Annotated in this window: 16 protein-coding genes; 6 read left to right on the top strand and 10 right to left on the bottom strand. The window is 61.8% G+C overall.

The window, feature by feature from the left end; all coding sequences use genetic code 11:
* Window positions 1-200: 200 nt before the first annotated feature.
* The 5 genes from ABMY26_RS11555 to ABMY26_RS11535 all read right to left on the bottom strand — a co-directional run bounded on the left by ABMY26_RS11555 (window position 201) and on the right by ABMY26_RS11535 (window position 3,009).
* Entirely contained in the window at window positions 201-443 is a 243-nt protein-coding gene (locus tag ABMY26_RS11555; protein ID WP_372396419.1) for a DUF4167 domain-containing protein, read from the bottom strand.
* Between the two features lie 300 nt (window positions 444-743).
* Window positions 744-1,001, bottom strand: a complete 258-nt coding sequence (locus tag ABMY26_RS11550; RefSeq protein WP_372396418.1) for a hypothetical protein — start codon at window positions 999-1,001, stop codon at window positions 744-746.
* 48 nt (window positions 1,002-1,049) lie between these two features.
* Window positions 1,050-1,361 carry a HigA family addiction module antitoxin gene (locus tag ABMY26_RS11545; RefSeq protein ID WP_372396417.1) on the bottom strand — a complete coding sequence of 104 codons (312 nt, stop codon included), beginning with the start codon at window positions 1,359-1,361 and terminating at the stop codon, window positions 1,050-1,052.
* Window positions 1,361-1,645 carry a type II toxin-antitoxin system RelE/ParE family toxin gene (locus tag ABMY26_RS11540; RefSeq protein ID WP_372396416.1) on the bottom strand — a complete coding sequence of 95 codons (285 nt, stop codon included), beginning with the start codon at window positions 1,643-1,645 and terminating at the stop codon, window positions 1,361-1,363. Before ABMY26_RS11540 ends, ABMY26_RS11545 begins: the two co-directional genes overlap by 1 nt.
* 164 nt (window positions 1,646-1,809) lie before the next feature.
* The gene (locus ABMY26_RS11535) at window positions 1,810-3,009 is read right to left on the bottom strand and encodes a DUF3800 domain-containing protein (RefSeq protein WP_372396415.1); all 1,200 of its coding nucleotides are present in this window, start codon (window positions 3,007-3,009) and stop codon (window positions 1,810-1,812) included.
* Between the two features lie 76 nt (window positions 3,010-3,085).
* Here ABMY26_RS11535 and ABMY26_RS11530 point away from each other — a divergent pair, with 76 nt between their 5' ends.
* Window positions 3,086-3,316, top strand: a complete 231-nt coding sequence (locus tag ABMY26_RS11530) for a hypothetical protein (protein ID WP_372396414.1) — start codon at window positions 3,086-3,088, stop codon at window positions 3,314-3,316.
* A gap of 67 nt (window positions 3,317-3,383) precedes the next feature.
* Here the strand turns inward: ABMY26_RS11530 and ABMY26_RS11525 are convergent, their stop codons facing one another.
* Window positions 3,384-4,439 carry a hypothetical protein gene (locus ABMY26_RS11525; RefSeq protein WP_372396413.1) on the bottom strand — a complete coding sequence of 352 codons (1,056 nt, stop codon included), beginning with the start codon at window positions 4,437-4,439 and terminating at the stop codon, window positions 3,384-3,386.
* Between the two features lie 116 nt (window positions 4,440-4,555).
* Window positions 4,556-5,134, bottom strand: a complete 579-nt coding sequence (locus ABMY26_RS11520) for a recombinase family protein (protein ID WP_372396412.1) — start codon at window positions 5,132-5,134, stop codon at window positions 4,556-4,558.
* Between the two features lie 416 nt (window positions 5,135-5,550).
* On the opposite strand from ABMY26_RS11520, the gene ABMY26_RS11515 reads away from it, so the two are divergent.
* The 3 genes from ABMY26_RS11515 to ABMY26_RS11505 all read left to right on the top strand — a co-directional run bounded on the left by ABMY26_RS11515 (window position 5,551) and on the right by ABMY26_RS11505 (window position 12,859).
* Entirely contained in the window at window positions 5,551-10,593 is a 5,043-nt protein-coding gene (locus ABMY26_RS11515) for a CHAT domain-containing protein (RefSeq protein WP_372396411.1), read from the top strand.
* Window positions 10,590-10,988 carry a hypothetical protein gene (locus ABMY26_RS11510; protein WP_372396410.1) on the top strand — a complete coding sequence of 133 codons (399 nt, stop codon included), beginning with the start codon at window positions 10,590-10,592 and terminating at the stop codon, window positions 10,986-10,988. The genes ABMY26_RS11515 and ABMY26_RS11510 overlap by 4 nt, the downstream gene beginning before the upstream one ends.
* Before the next feature lie 287 nt (window positions 10,989-11,275).
* Window positions 11,276-12,859, top strand: a complete 1,584-nt coding sequence (locus ABMY26_RS11505; RefSeq protein ID WP_372396409.1) for a caspase family protein — start codon at window positions 11,276-11,278, stop codon at window positions 12,857-12,859.
* A gap of 22 nt (window positions 12,860-12,881) precedes the next feature.
* On the opposite strand, the gene ABMY26_RS11500 is transcribed toward ABMY26_RS11505, so the two are convergent.
* Both ABMY26_RS11500 and ABMY26_RS11495 read right to left on the bottom strand, forming a co-directional pair.
* Window positions 12,882-13,799, bottom strand: coding sequence for a hypothetical protein (locus tag ABMY26_RS11500; protein ID WP_372396408.1), 918 nt, complete (start codon window positions 13,797-13,799; stop codon window positions 12,882-12,884).
* Between the two features lie 49 nt (window positions 13,800-13,848).
* Entirely contained in the window at window positions 13,849-15,345 is a 1,497-nt protein-coding gene (locus ABMY26_RS11495; RefSeq protein ID WP_372396407.1) for a CHASE2 domain-containing protein, read from the bottom strand.
* 211 nt (window positions 15,346-15,556) lie between these two features.
* Between ABMY26_RS11495 and ABMY26_RS11490 the strand changes: the two genes are divergently transcribed.
* Together ABMY26_RS11490 and ABMY26_RS11485 are read left to right on the top strand one after the other, a co-directional pair.
* Window positions 15,557-15,820, top strand: a complete 264-nt coding sequence (locus ABMY26_RS11490) for a hypothetical protein (RefSeq protein WP_372396406.1) — start codon at window positions 15,557-15,559, stop codon at window positions 15,818-15,820.
* Window positions 15,821-15,918: 98 nt separating this feature from the next.
* Entirely contained in the window at window positions 15,919-16,080 is a 162-nt protein-coding gene (locus ABMY26_RS11485; protein ID WP_372396405.1) for a hypothetical protein, read from the top strand.
* Window positions 16,081-16,093: 13 nt separating this feature from the next.
* Here the strand turns inward: ABMY26_RS11485 and ABMY26_RS11480 are convergent, their stop codons facing one another.
* A complete protein-coding gene (locus ABMY26_RS11480; RefSeq protein WP_372396404.1) occupies window positions 16,094-18,028 on the bottom strand; it encodes a tetratricopeptide repeat protein in 1,935 nt (644 codons plus the stop codon).
* Window position 18,029 lies beyond the last annotated feature (1 nt).

Here is an 18,029-nt window from a genome sequence, read left to right as displayed (position 1 = left end):
ACTCCAGCAGCCCACGCTCCAGCATCCCCTGAATGACCGTTCCCGGCTTCGGCTGGTTCTTGCTCGGCCCGGTGGCCCACCGCTTCACCAAGATGCCGCTCTCCAGCCGCGGTGCCTGCCCAAAGCGCACCATGAATTCGTTACGGATCAGAGCCCGCTCTCGCGGCGTCAAGGTGATGTCGCTCACCGGTTCATCTCCCTCAATCCTCTCCCCGCGATACGCGGAACCAATGCTCAGCATATTGCCGACACAGTTCAGCCTCCACGCTATCTCCGGTGCGTTCGGCATCGGCTGCGCGGGCGAGCCACTGAGACTGTTTCTGAAGCGCTGATCCATTCACACGGGCGGGTGATGGTCGAACTCCGGCCAAAGCGGCAGTAGGCGAGCGAGGCTTGCTGAAATTCGGTCGCGGCGCTGGTACACGGGGCCTGGAGGGTGGCATTGGGCCTACTGACTTCCTTGAATAGAGTGGAGGGTCATCTTCTGCCCCCCGGCAGAGTCTACGCCGTGCATCGCTACGCTGTGCAGGATTTTTCCGGTGCGGCGGTGGAGGCGACGTCTGCCGGCGCGCTGACCGACATCGAGGGCGCGGCCGATCAGCCGGCTCGGTGGCCAGCAGCCTGGTCGACCCCCTCAGCGCCGGCGGCGCCTGGCCTTACCGCCCCTTTCGCGACAGCGGGCGGACGCTCCCGGCCGCTCCCTTTCGCTACAGACGGACAGCAGCCTTCGCAGTTGTGCCCGGTTAAGAACCACGACCAAAGAAGGCCGCCTCATTCGCCAATCGCTGTTGCTTCGCCACTCTTGCAGAGTTGACTACCGGTTGAATGTAAAGGAGGGTGAAATCGGCCTCTGAGATATCACTCAAGACCTTTGATGAAAGCCTTCTGTCTGCACAGCCAGACTCAAAGGGTTCTGTAACGACCCATTCGGATGCTGAACGGTCCCACCAAAAACCGACCTTATGGGTTTCGGCGACTTTGTTCGCTTGATTGCGATTCAATCTGACCTCCTTTTCGCGACAAGGGCGGCCGACGCCGCCCCCCAGGTTTCAGGCGGCGTTGAGGGTGGGAATCTCAGCGAGATCGGCGGCCATCTCGCGGCCAAGCCGCTCAAGGTCATGCTTGGCTTGAAGGTTGAGCCACAGCTCCGGCCCGTTGCCGCACAGCTTGCCGAGCCGCAGGGCCATAGCCGGGGTGACCGGCTGTTCTTCCCGCAGAAGGGCATGCAAGGTCTGGCGCGACACGCGCAAGAGCTTGGCAACGTCAGTAACGGGCCGATCCAAAGCCGGGAGTACGTCCTCCCGCAGGAGGGCGCCGGGGTGGAGCGGGGCAAGGCCCCGCCGCAGAGGGGTTTCAGTCATCAGTGATAATCCTCCAGATCGACAGCGATGGCGTCGGGCGCGTCCCAGGCGAAGGTGACGCGCCAGTTGGCGGTGACCCGCACGGACCAGCGCGGCGGAGTGCCTTCCAGCCCATGGAAGTAGAAGCCGGGCAGGTTCAGATCTTCCGGCTTCCCGGCGGCATCGAGCGCCAGCAGGACGCGGCCAAGGCGGGCAATGTTGGCTGCCCCCTGGATCGACAGCTTATCCGCCTTGCCGGTCTCGAAGAAGCGTCGGAGCGCCTTGTTTTGAATGGAGCGGATCATGGGTGTAAGGTATCGGTTTACACCCGGCCCGTCAACAAAATTCTGTAAGGTCGCGCTTTACACCTTGGTCGTGGAACCGCCCCGACCACTCCCTTTTGCGACAACATCAGTGCAGGCGAGGCCGGCCCCTCATGATGGCGGTCAGGCAGTGGGGCCGCCTGTCATCAAGACCCTTCTGGCTCCTGGAGACTAGCCGTCATTGTCCAATCACGCTCATAGGGCATAAGTCCATCATGATCGTATAGTTTTATTGCCTGCAATCTATGTTCTTCCTTCAAAGCAACCAATTGCTTCCCTCGCTCCAATTCTTCATCAGAAATATCTTTTCTCATTATGTTTTCATATGCAAGTTCAGCCCTCCGATTGACTCCCTCAAAAGTGAAGTCGTTATGCCAACCCTTTTTAATGGCGTATTGTAGCAGCTTGTTTGAGTTTTCACCTAGCGCTTTACCATTAAGCATTTGTCGGAATAGCCAAAGCACAACGTCAGCGATCTGGATTCCAGGGCTTGCATCTGAAGCAGATATCTCAAACTGTGAACCATGAAGTTTCTGGAGTACTACTGTCTCCCCAATTAGCTTGATCGGTTCAGGAGAAGCATTTGAGTGCATACGATGCCATTCCTGAAGTGTACCTTCGAATTGAGATTGGCGGTCGTGAACCATCTTCTTAAGAGGGCGGCCCCATCGTTTCGAATATTGCTCCAATCCTTCCATCAAGTTTACGAAAGCGACCATATTGGGCATGTGCCCGTTCTTGGCCTGACGACCAGGGATGAATATGTCAAGTGCTTCTGGATGGCTGCGGCTCCATTCGAGCGTTTGTATGATAATTTCTTGAGACCGTTTATCAACTATCAATGGAACTCGTGCCAAGAGTGCCTCGCAGATATCGGGGATCATCGCTCTGGCTGTTGCTTCCCTCTTAGCCATGAGCATGTCCCAAAATTTGCGCGCAATATCGTCAGTAATAATAGTAGAGACCTTAAGACAAAGCATAAGGCGCATCAGGCGAACGTTGTACGCAAGCCATGATGCGGCGGGATTCTCGCCAGCGTCAAAAAAAGTGTCAAATAATTTTGTTGCGAGCAAATAGCGCTTCTCGACGCGAGATATAAAGAAGCGCGCATCAGATTTCTTAAGTATATTAACAAGAGAGTCTGCTATATCCTCCACCTTATCTGGCCCGATGACAGATGCATGAATCCCTACAATTCCATGCCTCTTGCACAGATTTTTAATATTATTTCTCTGGATAATGTCGAAATTTGTTTTTGTAATCATTGCTCCAGTGAAAAAGTCCGGCTGTTTCTCATCAAATAGGTTTGCTCCAGTGTTCCCTGTCTCATCAACGAATGCGTACATAGCAAATACTCCAGTATTTTATGTTGTTCTCGCGACGTTGTCGGTAGTCACGTAGCGCCGGGTAGAGGGTGCCTCTATGGACGCCGAACTCATCAGCAACCTGCTGACCCGTGATCGTTGGATTGGTCAACATGGCTTCAGCCACGGCAAGTCCTTTTCGCGATACCCCTTCACGGGAGAATTCTACCGCGCGCATCGCTGGATGCGCGAAAAATATGATCGCCGCCGGCACGCCGACGAGGTGGCCATCCCGCCCCTTTCGCGACACTCTCAAGCGTCCGCTTCTGACCCTTTGCGGACATCTTGAAAGTCCCATCCGGCATTGGCCGGGATTTTGCAGAATGAAAGGGTATCTGCTTGATAATTATAGATATTTAACCAATAATATTCAAAATTCTTCGAACATCTTCAAATGGCGGTATTTTTGATCGAGTTGGCTCTATGTCAATTTTGGGATTCTGAGTAATCCAGAGCACAGGAACAGCGCCTGGCGGTGAATCGATTGCCTTGAGAAGTTCATTTAGGCACAAAGAAGCATAATTGAGTTTATCTTTTTCTATTTCAATAAAACTACAAAACAGTTTTTTTATACAGATAGCGTGTTCATTAATTATAGGAAGTAAGTTAATCCTATCTGGTAATTCAGATAACTCCTTTTCCATCCGTGCGCCCCACTTTCCCCATCCATTAAGGAGTTCCTTGCGTTCAGCTATAATACTGACACAGTGCTTTGGTTTATTAGAGTCATTCTGTTGCTCAACATTTATGTTGAAAACAGAAATTGGCAGCATCACATGTTGCGAAATAGTGCGTAACTTACTCATGAATCGGTACGAAAAGTGATTGTCGTAAAGATAATTTGTTTCCTTTATAAAGTTGTTGTGTATTGAAGAATTTTCTTTATATTTTCTTTTGATCTTAGTCTCCGCGTGATCTAAAAAAGACTTAAACGATGAGAGAAAAGTCATCGTTCTATGAATGAAGAGAACTTTCGCGTCGTAAATAATTGGCATCCCACCAAAATCAGAATTAATTAATCTCCCATGCATATCCTGAATATCGTCAATTGCAGAATTAATTTCTGTGTGGCTTAGCTCAAATACTTCATAGGCGCGCAGAATTGGCTGCAAATCAAATACAACGCTTATTGCCTCTTCAAATTCCTCCACTTCATCCTGATTAAGAGGACGATAGCATACATGAATGTCTATAGTGCCATCAGGTTGCAGAATGTAGTACCCTGGCCACTGAAATTCCTCTCCCTCTCTCATTGAGAACTTCCTTATATAGAAAATGGTAATTTTATTACCGTAAATGCCATCGTGCGGTAACTTATTAACATTTTGCGTCATTTGGAATGGTAACATCGTCAAGTCTGGATGTACAATCCTGACCTTATTTCCGCTCCTGGCGCTTTGCGGACGTTCCAAGACGAACGGTCGGGACCCCCGTCCTGCCAGACCGGCACCGAGGGGGCTGCCAGCCTGATCTGCGAAACTGCGCCGGCTGGCGGGCTGATTGACGAGATGGCGCCGGCGGTGCCTCTTTACGACGAAGGAGCTTCGACGGGCCGTGCTCCAAGTTCACGGAATAATGTCCGCCTCGACACCTTCATCTGTTCGGCAATGTCTTCAACGGTGAACTCTGGATTGCTCCATAGCGCTCGCGCGAGGTCGAGTGTCTTGCCTTCTAGTTTCTTTTTACGCCCACCGCGCCGTCCCCGCTCGCGAGCGGCTCGTAGGCCGGCCTGTGTGCGCTCTCGGATCAGTGCCAGCTCGAACTCGGCCAATGCACCGATGATGTGGAACGTGAGCCGGCCGACTGGAGTCCCCGTATCGATGCCGGCATCCAGCACGCGCAGTGCCGCCCCCTTTCCTTGGATTGCCTCCCCCAGTTCGATCAGGTGCTTCATCGACCGGGCCAGGCGATCCAGCTTGACGACTACGAGTGTGTCTCCTTCACGCAGGGCTTTCAACACAGCGACCAACCCTGGGCGGTCGGAATTTGCCCCTGTGGCCTTGTCAGTATAAATCCTATCCACATCAACTCCATCGGCCTTTAAGGCATCGAGTTGTGGTTCAAGGTGTTGATCTTGCGTTGAGACGCGCGCGTAGCCGAGCAGCATGGGTGCCTGATAGTGCCAAAACTCAACTAGGGCACCATCACATGGCACACCCATTTTGTCACTTCATTTGTCACTACTCCGAGCGCAGCCGGCGGCCCTGCCGCCCTGCCCGTCTGCCGTAGTGCCAAAAACGACCGTTTTTGGCACTGATGGGGCGGGCGGTCCGCTCAAGCTCTCGCATCCTGGGCGATCCGGTCATTTTCCTGCTCTGGCCCTGAACTGGCGCGGCGGGGCACTCACCCGCCGGGGCAGGGACGCATCCCGTGGCGTCAACCCAGCAATGGAAGTGGCCGAAATCCGATGGCATTTGACCGAACCACCCATCAACCTCCCTTCATGGTTGTTTCAGACCATCGGTCAATCCATTTAATCGCGGTAAGGCCGAGCTTGCTCTATTCAGGGAAATCGGAGGGGTCATGGTGCAGTTGCGGATCCGGTTGACCGACGACATCCTGCTTTGCCTGGACGGCACCACCGTCACCCGCAAGCCCCTCGGTTTCGGCGGGCTGGACCGTATGAAGGGCTGGACCACCGCCTTTGACGCGGCGGTACGGACGCGGCAGCCGGACCGTTTGTCGGCGATCGGCCAGGACATCGCCACGCTGCTCAACGCCGGCGATGGCTGGCTCGACGAGCGCCTGACCGGGACTGGTCCGGTATCTCTGGAAATCCAGGCCGACGACGATCGGAACGAGGGTGCGCAGACCCTGTTCGCCGTGCCCTGGGAGCTTCTGGCGTCCAGCGGGCGGTTTCTGGCGGCGAACCCCCACCGGCTCTTCCTGGTCGCCCGCCGCCTGGGCAGGTCCGAGCCCACCGACGCGCCCGAGCATGGCGACCTCGCCGTGCTGTTCATGGCGGCCGAGGTCGAGGGCCAGCACGTGCTCGACTACGAACGCGAGGAGGTCGCCTTTCTCGACGCCACGCGCGGTTTGAACGCCCACCTCGCAATCGAAGAGAGCGGCAGCGCGGCGGGCCTTGCTCTGCGCCTGAAGCAAACCCGGCGCTGGGAGGCGCTCCACCTCACCGGGCATGGCGATTTGGGCGCGAGCGGCCCCTATCTGGCGCTGGAAACCGAAGAGGGCGCCTGCGATCCGGTCGATGCCGGGCGGCTCTGTGCCTTGCTCGGCGACGAGGAGCGGATGCCTCGGCTTGTCTTCCTGTCGGCCTGCCGCACCGCCGAGCGGCCGGGCAGCGGCGCCGCCTGTTTCGTCCAGGCGCTGGTTGGCGCCGGCGTCGCCAACGCGGTGGGTTGGGACGGTTCGGTCCAGGATGGCGACGCCATCCGCTTCGCCGAAACCTTCTACGGCGAACTCGCCGGTGGCCGGCCGGTGGTCCACGCGGCGGCACTGGCTCGATGCGCGTTGCTGACGGCCCAAGAGTCCAGAAGGACACAGCCGGATGGATCGGCGGCGGATGGCGCCCATTGGCATCTGGCGCGGGTCTGGCTCGGGCCGCGCGGTGGCGGCTCCCTGTGCGAGCCGGGCAAGCCGACACGGCCTGCCCGCCGCAACGGGGCTGACAAGGCTTATCTCGACAAAGCCAAGGGACGGGTGCCGGTGGCGACGGCCGAGCAGTTCGTCGGGCGCCGCCGAGCAATCCAGCAAGCGTTGCGGGCCTGGAGCGCCGGCAGTCCCGGTGTGCTGATCCAGGGGATGGGCAATCTCGGCAAATCGAGCTTGGCCGAGCGGATCGCCAGCCGTGTTGACGGACATACGGTGGTTGTGGTGTTCGAACGCTACGACGCCCACGCGGTTTTCCATGCTCTGGTCGCCGCACTGCCCGAGGATGACCAGGCTGCCATCGTCACGGCGCATGAGGCGACGATCGTCGACAATCCCGCGGCGTTGAAGCTGGTGCTGCAAAAGCTGTTGAAGGGGCCGTTCAGCGGCCATGGCGGCAGCCGGCCGATCCTGCTGATCATCGACGATCTCGAACGGATTCTGGCCGACCCGAAGCCGGGCGAGCGAGCCACCCCGTTCAAGACCCCGGCCGCTGGCGCCGTCATGGGCGCGGTGATCGCCTCCTTCCGCGACGCCGGGCGGGACAGCGCCTCGCGGCTGCTGATCACCAGCCGGTATGAGTTCGCCTTGACCGACGCGCGGGGCGACGATCTGGCCGGGCGCCTCAGCGTGGTTGCGCTGCCGCCGATGGACGTGGCGCAGCGGACCAAGCAGATGCGCACGGCGGCGCGGCTGAACGGGCGGCTGCGCGCGCCCGGCGTCGACCCCGCTCTCGACCGGTTGGAGGAGCGCATCCGCGCGGCGGCCGGCGGCAATCCCGGCTTGCAGGAGGTCCTGACCCGGCCCCTGCTGACGGTCCGCGACCGCGCCGCCGGGATGACCGCCGCGACACGGGCGGTGGCGGCGGTGGAGAGCTATCTGGCCAGCGGCCAAAGGCCGGCGGAGGACAGCGCGGCGCAGGAGTTCTTCCAGCGGGTGTCGCTGGAGGCGTTCCGGGCGATGCTGACACCGACCGAGACGATCCAGCTTCGCGCCGCGACGCTGTTCCCACTGGCGGTGCCGGTGACGGCGCTGGAGGCGGCGGGGCGTGCCGCCGGGATCGCCGAGCCCGGCCCGGCGGTGGAGCGTCTCCAGGGACTGGGGCTGCTCGACCGCTTCCGCGGTCCCAGCGGCAGGCCCGACGGGGCGGTCAATCCGCTGGCCCGGCCGCTGGTGTCGCCCTTGTCTCCGGCCGATCAAGCCATGCTGGCGGTCGCGGTGGTTGGCGACCTGTACGCCGCTTGGGCGAAGGACGACGGGCAACTGCCGGCGAACCTCCAGGCTGCAACGCTCGCCAATCTCGCGCTGCTGGCTGAAGGCCCTCCGGGCATCGTGCAGGCGGCAGTCCTGTCGGGCGGGCGTTTCCTGTTCAATACCGCTCATGAGGTCGAACAGGCGCTGGATCTGGTGACGCGGGCCGTCAGCCTGCTCGACCGCGACGGAACGCTGCCCATTCCCCCGCTGCTGCGGCTTGGAGCGGAATGCGCCGGGCGGCTCGGCCGAGGAGAGGAGCAAGACAGCTTCCTGGCGCGGGCGACCTCGGCAACGGACATCGATCCGCAGCTTGCTGCGATGATTCTATACGATCGCGCCGTACGACTGATCCAGATCGGCCAGCCGGAGGAGGCTGAAACCTTGCTGTGCGAGGCGTCCGAACGGTTCCAGAGCCTGGGCGACGTGCGCGCTCGCGCGGTGACCATGGGCAAGATCGCCGACATCCTCACCACCCGCGGCCAGACCGACGAGGCCCTGCGCATCCGACGCGAGGAGGAACTCCCCGTCCATGAGCGCCTGGGCGACGTGCGCGAGCGCGCGGTGACCATGGGCAAGATCGCCGACATCCTCACCACCCGCGGCCAGACCGACGAGGCCCTGCGCATCCGACGCGAGGAGCAAATCCCCGTCTATGAGCGCCTGGGCGACGTGCGCTCGCGCGCGGTGACCATGGGCAAGATCGCCGACATCCTCACCACCCGCGGCCAGACCGACGAGGCCCTGCGCCTTTGGCGCGAGGAGGTTCTGCCGGCCTTTGAGCGCCTGGGCGACGTGCGCTCGCGCGCGGTTGCCATGGGCAAGATCGCCGACATCCTCACCACCCGCGGCCAGACCGACGAGGCCCTGCGCATCCGACGCGAGGAGGAACTCCCCGTCCATGAGCGCCTGGGCGACGTGCGCGAGCGCGCGGTGACCATGGGCAAGATCGCCGACATCCTCACCACCCGCGGCCAGACCGACGAGGCCCTGCGCATCCGACGCGAGGAGCAAATCCCCGTCTATGAGCGCCTGGGCGACGTGCGCTCGCGCGCGGTGACCATGGGCAAGATCGCCGACATCCTCACCACCCGCGGCCAGACCGACGAGGCCCTGCGCATCCGACGCGAGGAGGAACTCCCCGTCTATGAGCGCCTGGGCGACGTGCGCTCGCGCGCGGTGACCATGGGCAAGATCGCCGACATCCTCACCACCCGCGGCCAGACCGACGAGGCCCTGCGCATCCGACGCGAGGAGGAACTCCCCGTCTATGAGCGCCTGGGCGACGTGCGCTCGCGCGCGGTGACCATGGGCAAGATCGCCGACATCCTCACCACCCGCGGCCAGACCGACGAGGCCCTGCGCATCCGACGCGAGGAGGAACTCCCCGTCTATGAGCGTCTGGGCGACGTCCGCTCGCGCGCGGTGACCATGGGCAAGATCGCCGACATCCTCACCACCAGCGGCGAAAGCGACAAGGCCCTGCGCATCCGACGCGAGGAGGAACTCCCCGTCTATGAGCGCCTGGGCGACGTGCGCGAGCGCGCGGTGACCATGGGGAAGATCGCCGACATCCTCACCACCCGCGGCCAGACCGACGAGGCCCTGCGCATCCGACGCGAGGAGGAACTCCCCGTCCATGAGCGCCTGGGCGACGTGCGCGAGCGCGCGGTGACCATGGGCAAGATCGCCGACATCCTCACCACCCGCGGCCAGACCGACGAGGCCCTGCGCATCCGACGCGAGGAGCAAATCCCCGTCTATGAGCGCCTGGGCGACGTGCGCTCGCGCGCGGTGACCATGGGCAAGATCGCCGACATCCTCACCACCCGCGGCCAGACCGACGAGGCCCTGCGCATCCGACGCGAGGAGGAACTCCCCGTCTATGAGCGCCTGGGCGACGTGCGCTCGCGCGCGGTGACCATGGGCAAGATCGCCGACATCCTCACCACCCGCGGCCAGACCGACGAGGCCCTGCGCATCCGACGCGAGGAGGAACTCCCCGTCTATGAGCGTCTGGGCGACGTCCGCTCGCGCGCGGTGACCATGGGCAAGATCGCCGACATCCTCACCACCCGCGGCGAAAGCGACAAGGCCCTGCGCATCCGACGCGAGGAGCAACTCCCCGTCTATGAGCGCCTGGGCGACGTGCGCGAGCGCGCGGTGACCATGGGCAAGATCGCCGACATCCTCACCACCCGCGGCCAGACCGACGAGGCCCTGCGCATCCGACGCGAGGAGCAACTCCCCGTCCATGAGCGCCTGGGCGACGTGCGCTCGCGCGCGGTGACCATGGGCAAGATCGCCGACATCCTCACCACCCGCGGCCAGACCGACGAGGCCCTGCGCATCCACCTGATCGAGCGTTTGCCGGTGGCCCAGCAGATGCAAGACCTGGACAGCCTCGCCCACATCCGTTTCTCCTGCGCCACCATCCGCCTTCAGCGGGGTGGGCTGCAAAACGGCGAGGCCGTGACCATCGCCGAGGAACTCGCCGAGAGTTTCGGCCTCTTCCAACGGATCGGGCGGGTCGAAGGCGTCGGCGTGGTTGGTGCGTTGTTCGGTCAAATTCTTGCGGCGGCCGGGCAGACGGAGGCGGCGCTGAGTGTGCTCGATCAGGCCGCCGATGCCTTCACCACGCTCGGGCACAGCCAGGGTGTCGGGCAAGTCCGAAGCATCCAGGATTTCATCCGAAAGGCAGTGAAATGAGCATCACCATCACCATCGCCGGACCCAAAGCCCCGGCGCTCGCCGCCGAGGTCGAGGAGTTCCTCGCCGACGCCCTCGGCACCGATGCGGAGCGTCTTCCGCCATCGCAAGACCAAGCTATCCAGCGCGGCGATCCGCTCGCCGTCGCCGCGCTGGTGCTGGCGGTCCCCAGCGCCATCGTCGCCACGCTCGACCTCGCCGCACGTGCCCGGCTGGCCGAGCGGATCGACCGATTGCTGGAGCGTGTGCGCGGCACGGCGGCACCTGCCGACAGCGTGCGTCTGACCAGCGGCGCGGCGCCCGAACTCGATCTGATCACCGCCAAGCGCGACGCGGTGCTCGACCGGCTCGAACAGGCGTCGGATGGGACGACCAGCGATCCGACCAAGGGGTAAAGGCCATCCGCTCCCCCAGAGAGCCGGCCGAGGAGCGATGCCAGCCAGATACGGCCTTATGTTGGCCCGATGCGTGATGAATCTCCCGCTCAACCTGTCAGGAGCAGGGCGATGGGGGGTTGGCGATGCCATAACACGCACCTTTTAGCAGAGTGAGAAAACGTCATGGGGGAATGATGAGGATTGGGATCTGCCGCATTTCGGGCCTAAGTCTCGCAATCCTGGCCATTTGCTGGATGCTGACAGCGTGCATGGCACAGCAGAGGGCCGCTTTGGCGCCAATCGTAGTGTCCAGCGCCGTGCCGACAGTGAAGCCCCTCGTGTGGGATGGCCGCCTGCATGGCGAAGCCAAGTTATATGCCTTGGTTATCGGGGTGGGCGACTACGCCAACCTGCCCGAGAAGAGCCGGGAACTGCCGAACTCCAAGGTCGATGCCCGAGCGATGGCAAAGACCTTGAAGACCTATGGCTATCAGCTCATCGGCGGCGGGCCGTTGATCAACCCCAAGGCCCGGGAGATTCGCCGCTGGCTGCAGGAGGTGCGGCGGCTGGGCAAAGGCGCCGACCGGGTCCTCATCTACCTTTCCGGCCACGGCATCCAGAAGGATTACACCAACCTGTATCTGCCGGCCGATGCGGAACTTTCCCAGACCGCGACGATGATCTCGGTGAACGAGATCATCGCCTCGGTCGAGGGCAACAAGGCGGGCAGCGTGCTCATCTTCGACATGTGCCGCGATACCCGGGGCGAACTTCCAGCCGAGCGCATGACCTACGCCCGGCTGCCGGAGCCTCCGGAGAGGACCATGATCGGCTTCTCGGCCCGCCCCGGCACCAAGTCCTGGGGGGCGCTGCAGGGCGGCGGATCCTACTACACCACCGAGCTGATCAAGCAGATCGAGGCGGATCCCTTCGACAACGTCGAACGGATTTTTCACCGGACCAGCCAGAACGTGGTGGCACAGAGCCGGACCGACGGCGATGTCGCGCGGGTGCAGGGTGTTCAGGAGCCGGTGTTCAGCGGTGGCATGGGATCCCTCGGCGCGCTCCAGTTGGTGCCCGGCCGGTTCGGAACGGTGAACGAGCGGGCGATCGTGCAGCGCCCGCCTTACTGCAACCAGATTCACGTCTCGTATCGCGACATCTGCTATCTCGCCATGAACGGCTATGCGAGCTTCCAGTTCAGTCTCGGCGAAATGTTCCATTTCGGAGACCTGGCGCCTGTCAACGAGGCCGAATCCCACCGCTGGCAGGAATTGGCCGCCCATCAAGGGAATTTCGCGGCACTTCTGCAGATGGGAATGGACAATCTCAACAAGGATTACGCGAAGGTCGTCCGCTATCTCACGCCGGTTGCCGATGCCGGCTTTCCGATGGCGGCATTCGTCCTATCGAACGCTCACACCTTCGGAGAGCACGGCGTTTCCGAAAACGACACGCTTTCGGTGAAGTACCTGCGCCTTGCCGCGGACCAGGGATATACCCTCGCTTTGAGCATGCTGGCGAAGCGGTATTATCTCGGTGAGGGAGTTCCGCGGGATCTCGCCGTCGCGCTGGATTTGGCCAGTGACGGCGCCAGCCGAGGAGACGCCGATGCGCTGTCGATGCTCGGTCGAATGTACTACGAAGACAAAGGCATTCCCAAGGATGATGCCCTCGCCCGGCGGTATTTCACGAAGGCATTCGCGATCATGATTGACCACTCATCGACCGGCGCAGTAGGGCGCAGGACCATGACCATGGAAATCTGGCGGACCATCAGCGAACCGTTTCGTGTCCTCGCCATCATGATGGAGCGCGGCATCGGCGGCCCCGTCGATCACAACGGAGCCGAGCGCGTCCGGACGACGATCAACGGCTGGCGGCCATGACCCGCCGCCCGGCGCCGCCGCCTCAGCGCGGCGGCGCCCATTCCCCGGCCAGCACGCTGTGCAGCAGACGGGCGGCGACGAAATCGCCGTTAACGCGCGCCGACTGGGCCAGCCGACCCAGCGCCTGCACCCGCCATTCCGGCCCGGCGTGCAGCAGCAGCCACACCCCCTGAGCCGTCAGCGACGCCGGGTCGCCGGTTGCCGAGGACGGCTTCAACGACGGCGCCCTGGGCTCTCGGTCGATCTCGACGACGGACAGCGGGATGTTGAGGACGGTGCGCTCCTTCCCGCTCACCACGATGGCGGCCGGTACATCCGCTTGAAGCGGCTGCTCGATACGCATGACGCTGTCCAGTCCGGCGGCGGAGCGGGCGGAGGCTTTCACCTTCGTACCCTGACGCACCACAAGCTGATGCGCATCATTGGGAATACCGTCCCAAAACACTGCCAGGTCCGCAAGATCGGTGGTTACCATCTGCGGCGTGCCCTGCAGCCGGATGCGCGGCTGGGCTGGAGCGGCGGCCAGCATGTCGGTCGAGGTTGACATGCTGCGACTGCGCGTCTCGACGAAGCGGGGTACGGGTTCCCGGCGGCCGATGAAGTTCAGCCAGTTCAGAAGGTCGTCGAGGGTGATGCTGTCGGACGGCGGAGACGGCACGTCGATGCGGCGCATGCAACCGGGGTCCGGCAGATAGGTGTTCTGTATTCGCGAGTCGCCCTGCTTGGCGAAGATGATCTCCAGACTTGGCTGGCAGGATTCGAGCTGAACAACATCGCCGGCAAACAGCGGCATCCCAGGGCTGGCCAGCTCGATTCGCCCATCGCTCCGCTGTACCTTGCTGGTGTTGCGGATGTTCTGGGTCATGTGTCCGATCTGCGCCACCGGAGGCCGGTTTTCGGCCACCGCGTCGTTCAGGCTCAGAGCGACGAAAAGCGCCAAGAGTCCCACGCCGCGGAGATGGTGAAGGTGCGTCCGCACGTTCGCTCTCCTATCCCCTATTATGCTGGGTTGCTGGGGCGACCGTGCGCTGCGCACGCCTCCCCTTGTCGAGCAGGTGCGCCACCCCGTGCTCGATGCGATGGATCACCGTCGCCATCCCATCGACGATGCCGTCCAGCATGGTCCCAAGGATTGGCGTGATCATGTCCAGGCTTGGCGCCTTGTGCCCGAGCAGACCGACCGTACCCCAGCCGATGGCCAGGATGCATAAGCAGGCGAACGCGATGGCGACGACGAAGCCCAGCCCCGACACGACCGAGCGCCACGCGCGCGCGAAAAGCGACCGGTGGCCTTGGACCGACAGGTATTTGTAGTGAACCCACCAGAACAGGCCGAAGATCAGCGCGGCGACGAAGATCATGGCGATTTTCAGCACGATCTTGCCGAATTTCGATTTTTCCGTCCCGCTGTATTCCACATGGAAGCGGATCGCGTTCAGGACCACCTCGGCGCCGCTCATGACGCCGAGCGGGGTGGGGTGCAGGTCGCTTGGGCCATAGCTGGAGCCGATGACGACGATGGCGTCCTTTAGTAGGTGCGGCGACCCGAAGTTGAAGCCACCCTTCCCATCGGGCGTCAGTTCCCGCGACGCCGGCAGGTGCCAGAGGATTCCGGCCTGCCGCAGCCAGTTCGGCAACCATTGCTGCTGCCCCCACCCCTCTACCTGGTCGTGGATCATCGGCAGCGAGTAGAGCACGCGGGTGTGCAGATCCGTTTCGGGTGGCGTTGCGCATGCGTCCGCGTTTCCCGCCTGGGTCACCAGGCAGGCCGCGAGGCCCGGCAGGGTCCAGAATGGCGTCAGCGGTTCCGCAGGTGTAGCGCCGAAGGCGCGCAGGGCGGCCGGGTAGACGCGCAGGATGCCGTCCGGCAGGGAGTTCGTCTGGTCGGCCGCCGCCGGCAGGGCGAAGCGCACGCCGTGATCCTTGCCGATCAACCCCGCACCCGAAGCGATCGGCAGGATGCCGGGAAGATCGTTGCCGCTGTCCGGATCCCGCCGCAGATCGAACTGCATCGGCATGACGACCGGCGTCTCACCCGGCCGGGTGAGGGCCTCCATCAGCGGATCGTCCTTGGGGCCGGGCCAGGGCGCGACAAGGTCGAACACCGCCACCTTGGCGCCGTGGCTCCGCGCCGCCTCGACGAGCGCGGCGGTCACCCGCCGGTCAACCCCCTGGGACGGCGCACACGCCGTCCGCTCCTGCATCGGCAGGGCGTGGCACCAATTGCGGTCGGCATCGAGAAACACGTAACGTTGCGAGCCATCGGTGAGCCGCTGGCTCGCGGCGGCGACTCGCAGCCCGATGTCGGTGCCACGGGCCTCGATCAGTTGGACATAGGGACCAACCCCCCACAGCCCGCCCAGCAAGGTCAGCAGCGCATAGATCAATAGGCCTATGGCAAAGGCAGTGATCCCTTTGACGAGGGCCTTCGCTGTCGGCGTCCCCAAGCGCTCAGAGCGTTGATGCCTGACCGTCATGCCGCCCATCTCCCACAACCTCATGGTTATGACATGAAGGCATCTTCTCATATTTTTGTTATAATGTGTTTTCAAATTCTATAAAAATACAAGTTAATATAAATGCTTGCGCCCAAAGTTGCGTACTTCGCGATATTTTGTGCGCATTAGTTGTTCAGATAAAAAGCAATAGACCGTCGCAAACCTGGGGGTGGAGATCGCCAAGGAGGTAAAATTCGCGGTGACAGCCCTGACCGCCGGGCTTCCGGTGCTGGCGACCGCCTCCTACGGCATCCGCGTCATCGCGGACTTCGAGGGAAACGCCCACCGATCCGGGCGAATGGCACAGCAGCTCGCCACCCTGATCGCGGCCATCCGCAGCGACGACGCCACCAACCCGTGGGCGGCGCGTGACCGCGCCCGGCAAGCGGCGGAGATCATGCTGGGCGACGTTGCCAACTGGCGCCTGACCGCCGAGGGACGCGGCTTGGCCATTCCCGGCTGATCGATCCGCCACCCTGCCGACCATCGAACGCCTCATGGGCTTTACGCAGAGCTCACGTTTCCTTGCAGCAGGCCGGGGCCATTCCAGGGAACTGGGCGATGCCAGAACACGCACCCTTCCGCGACATCGAGGCTGCCGGCGCCCAGCCGGCGGCCTTTGTCGTTTTCAGGGCGTGGGCTGACCGTTTTTGGCAAAACGGCATGGATTGTTCCAACGCTATTCTCTCGATCACCGCCATTTTGCGAGAGGGGGCTCGGTGAACGGCCTCTCGCCTTACTTGAGGCTTTGATGAATGACAGTTTTGTCTTTAATCGCCAGGGCGCGGGCAAAGAGCGGGGCAGCCTCCTCGGACCGGCCCTGCGCCCGATACACCTCTGCCAGATTGCTAAGGCTGGTTGCTGTATTAGGGTGATCGAGGCCGTACACCTTCTCATGGATTGCCAGGGCGCGGGCAAAGAGCGGAGCGGCCTCCCCCAACCGGCTCTGATCCTGGTACAGCGCTGCCAAATTATTGAGGCTGCCGGTGGTGTCAGGATGGTTGGGGCCAAGCGCCTTCTCACGGATTGCCAAAGCGCGAGTGAAGAGCGGGGCCGCCTCGTCCAGCCGGCCCTGATCCCGGTACAGCGCTGCCAGATTGTTGAGGCTGCCGGCGGTGTCGGGATGGTCGGGGCCAAGCGCCTTCTCGAAAATCGCTAGGGCGCGGGCGAAGAGCTGGGTAGCCACCTCAATTCGACGCTGCTCCCAATACAGTAGGCCCAGATTGTTGAGGCTACCGGCAGTGATAGGATGATCAGGGCCGAGTACCTTCTCCCGGATCGCCAGAGCCCGAGTCAGATACGGTATAGCCTCTTTGAGTCGGTGCTGCGATAAATAAAACAGCCCTAAGTTGTTTAGGCTGCCGGCGGTGACGGGATGATCAGGGCCAAGTGCCCTTTCCCGGATCTCCAAGGCGCGAGCCAGAAGTTGCACAGCTTCCTCTAGTCGACGCTGCTCCCAGTATAGCCCGGCAAGATTGTTGAGGCTAACGGCAGTGACGGGGTGATCGGAGCCAAGAGTCTTTTCTTGGATCGCCAAGGCGCGGACATAAAGCGGCTCAGCCTCTTTCAGCCGACTCTGTGCTCGGTATAACTCGGCCAGACTATTAAGACCGCTTGCAGTGCCTGGGTGATCTGGGCCGAGCGCGTTCTCGTAGATCGCTAGAGCACGAACCAGAAGGGGCGCGGCCTCATCCAACCGACCCTGATCCTGATATAACCCAGCCAGATTGTTCAAGCTGTTAGCGGTATCGGGATGATTGGGGCCGAGCCTCTTCTCTCGAATCAACATCGCACGGACATGGAGCGGTACTGCCTCATCCAGGCGGCTTTGCACCCGATACAACTCTGCCAGATTGTTAAGACTGCTTGCGGTTTCAGGATAATCGGGACCAAACACCTTCTCATAGATTGCCAAAGCCTCTGCCAAGAAGGGCTCTGCCGCTGCGAAATTTCCAGCATGCTGTTCTGCTATTCCAGCCCCGTTTAGATAACGAGCCTTCAACGATAGCTCGCTTTCCGGAACAAGGTTGACCGCTTCGGCGAAGGCTACGGCGCCCTCCAGATAATTCAAGCGCGTATTGGCAAGCCCGCCCAGTGCCGCCGCCTTCTCCGCCGCTCGTCGCTTGCGCTTTTCCGCCGCTTCCATCATTCGGCGCGCCGCTGCAATCTCGGTATCTCTAGCATGGGTCAGTAACTCTCGCGCCGTATTGTAGCGGCCATCCGTGATTGCTGCTTCGGCCAGCACGCTAAGGCGAACAATATCCTCGTCATCCTCTCCACGAAAGCTTGCCACTTCCTGCAATAACGCTTTGTGTTTTTGGGCTATCTCAACAAGTCGAATCGTTAATTGTTCAGTTGGAATACTTTTTTCGTCGAGTAACTGAAAGAAAACTGTTACAGCATTCATAGTAACCCCTAGCTCACGACCTACCTCCATGAGTTTACCTTCGTACGCCCCCCGACGGGCTAAGACCTCATCGATTAGGGTCCGCACCTCGACTGGCGTCATTCCCAGATTGACCGTTCCGGTGATGTCTCCTCCCGCAGCGACGCTGTGATCGCCGGCGCCGACGGCCACAGGAGGCGCGGCCATCGCCGTTGGCGACAACAAGGCTGCGCAGAGGAGGCCGGTTCCACCGATCCGAGCCAGAGCAATACCCGAGCGCACCATC

Source organism: Azospirillum sp. HJ39, from assembly GCF_041507355.1.
In the GTDB taxonomy this organism is placed as follows: Bacteria; Pseudomonadota; Alphaproteobacteria; order Azospirillales; family Azospirillaceae; genus Azospirillum; species Azospirillum thiophilum.
Note: the sequence above shows the minus strand (reverse complement) of the source record. Positions and strands in the feature narration are given on the sequence as shown.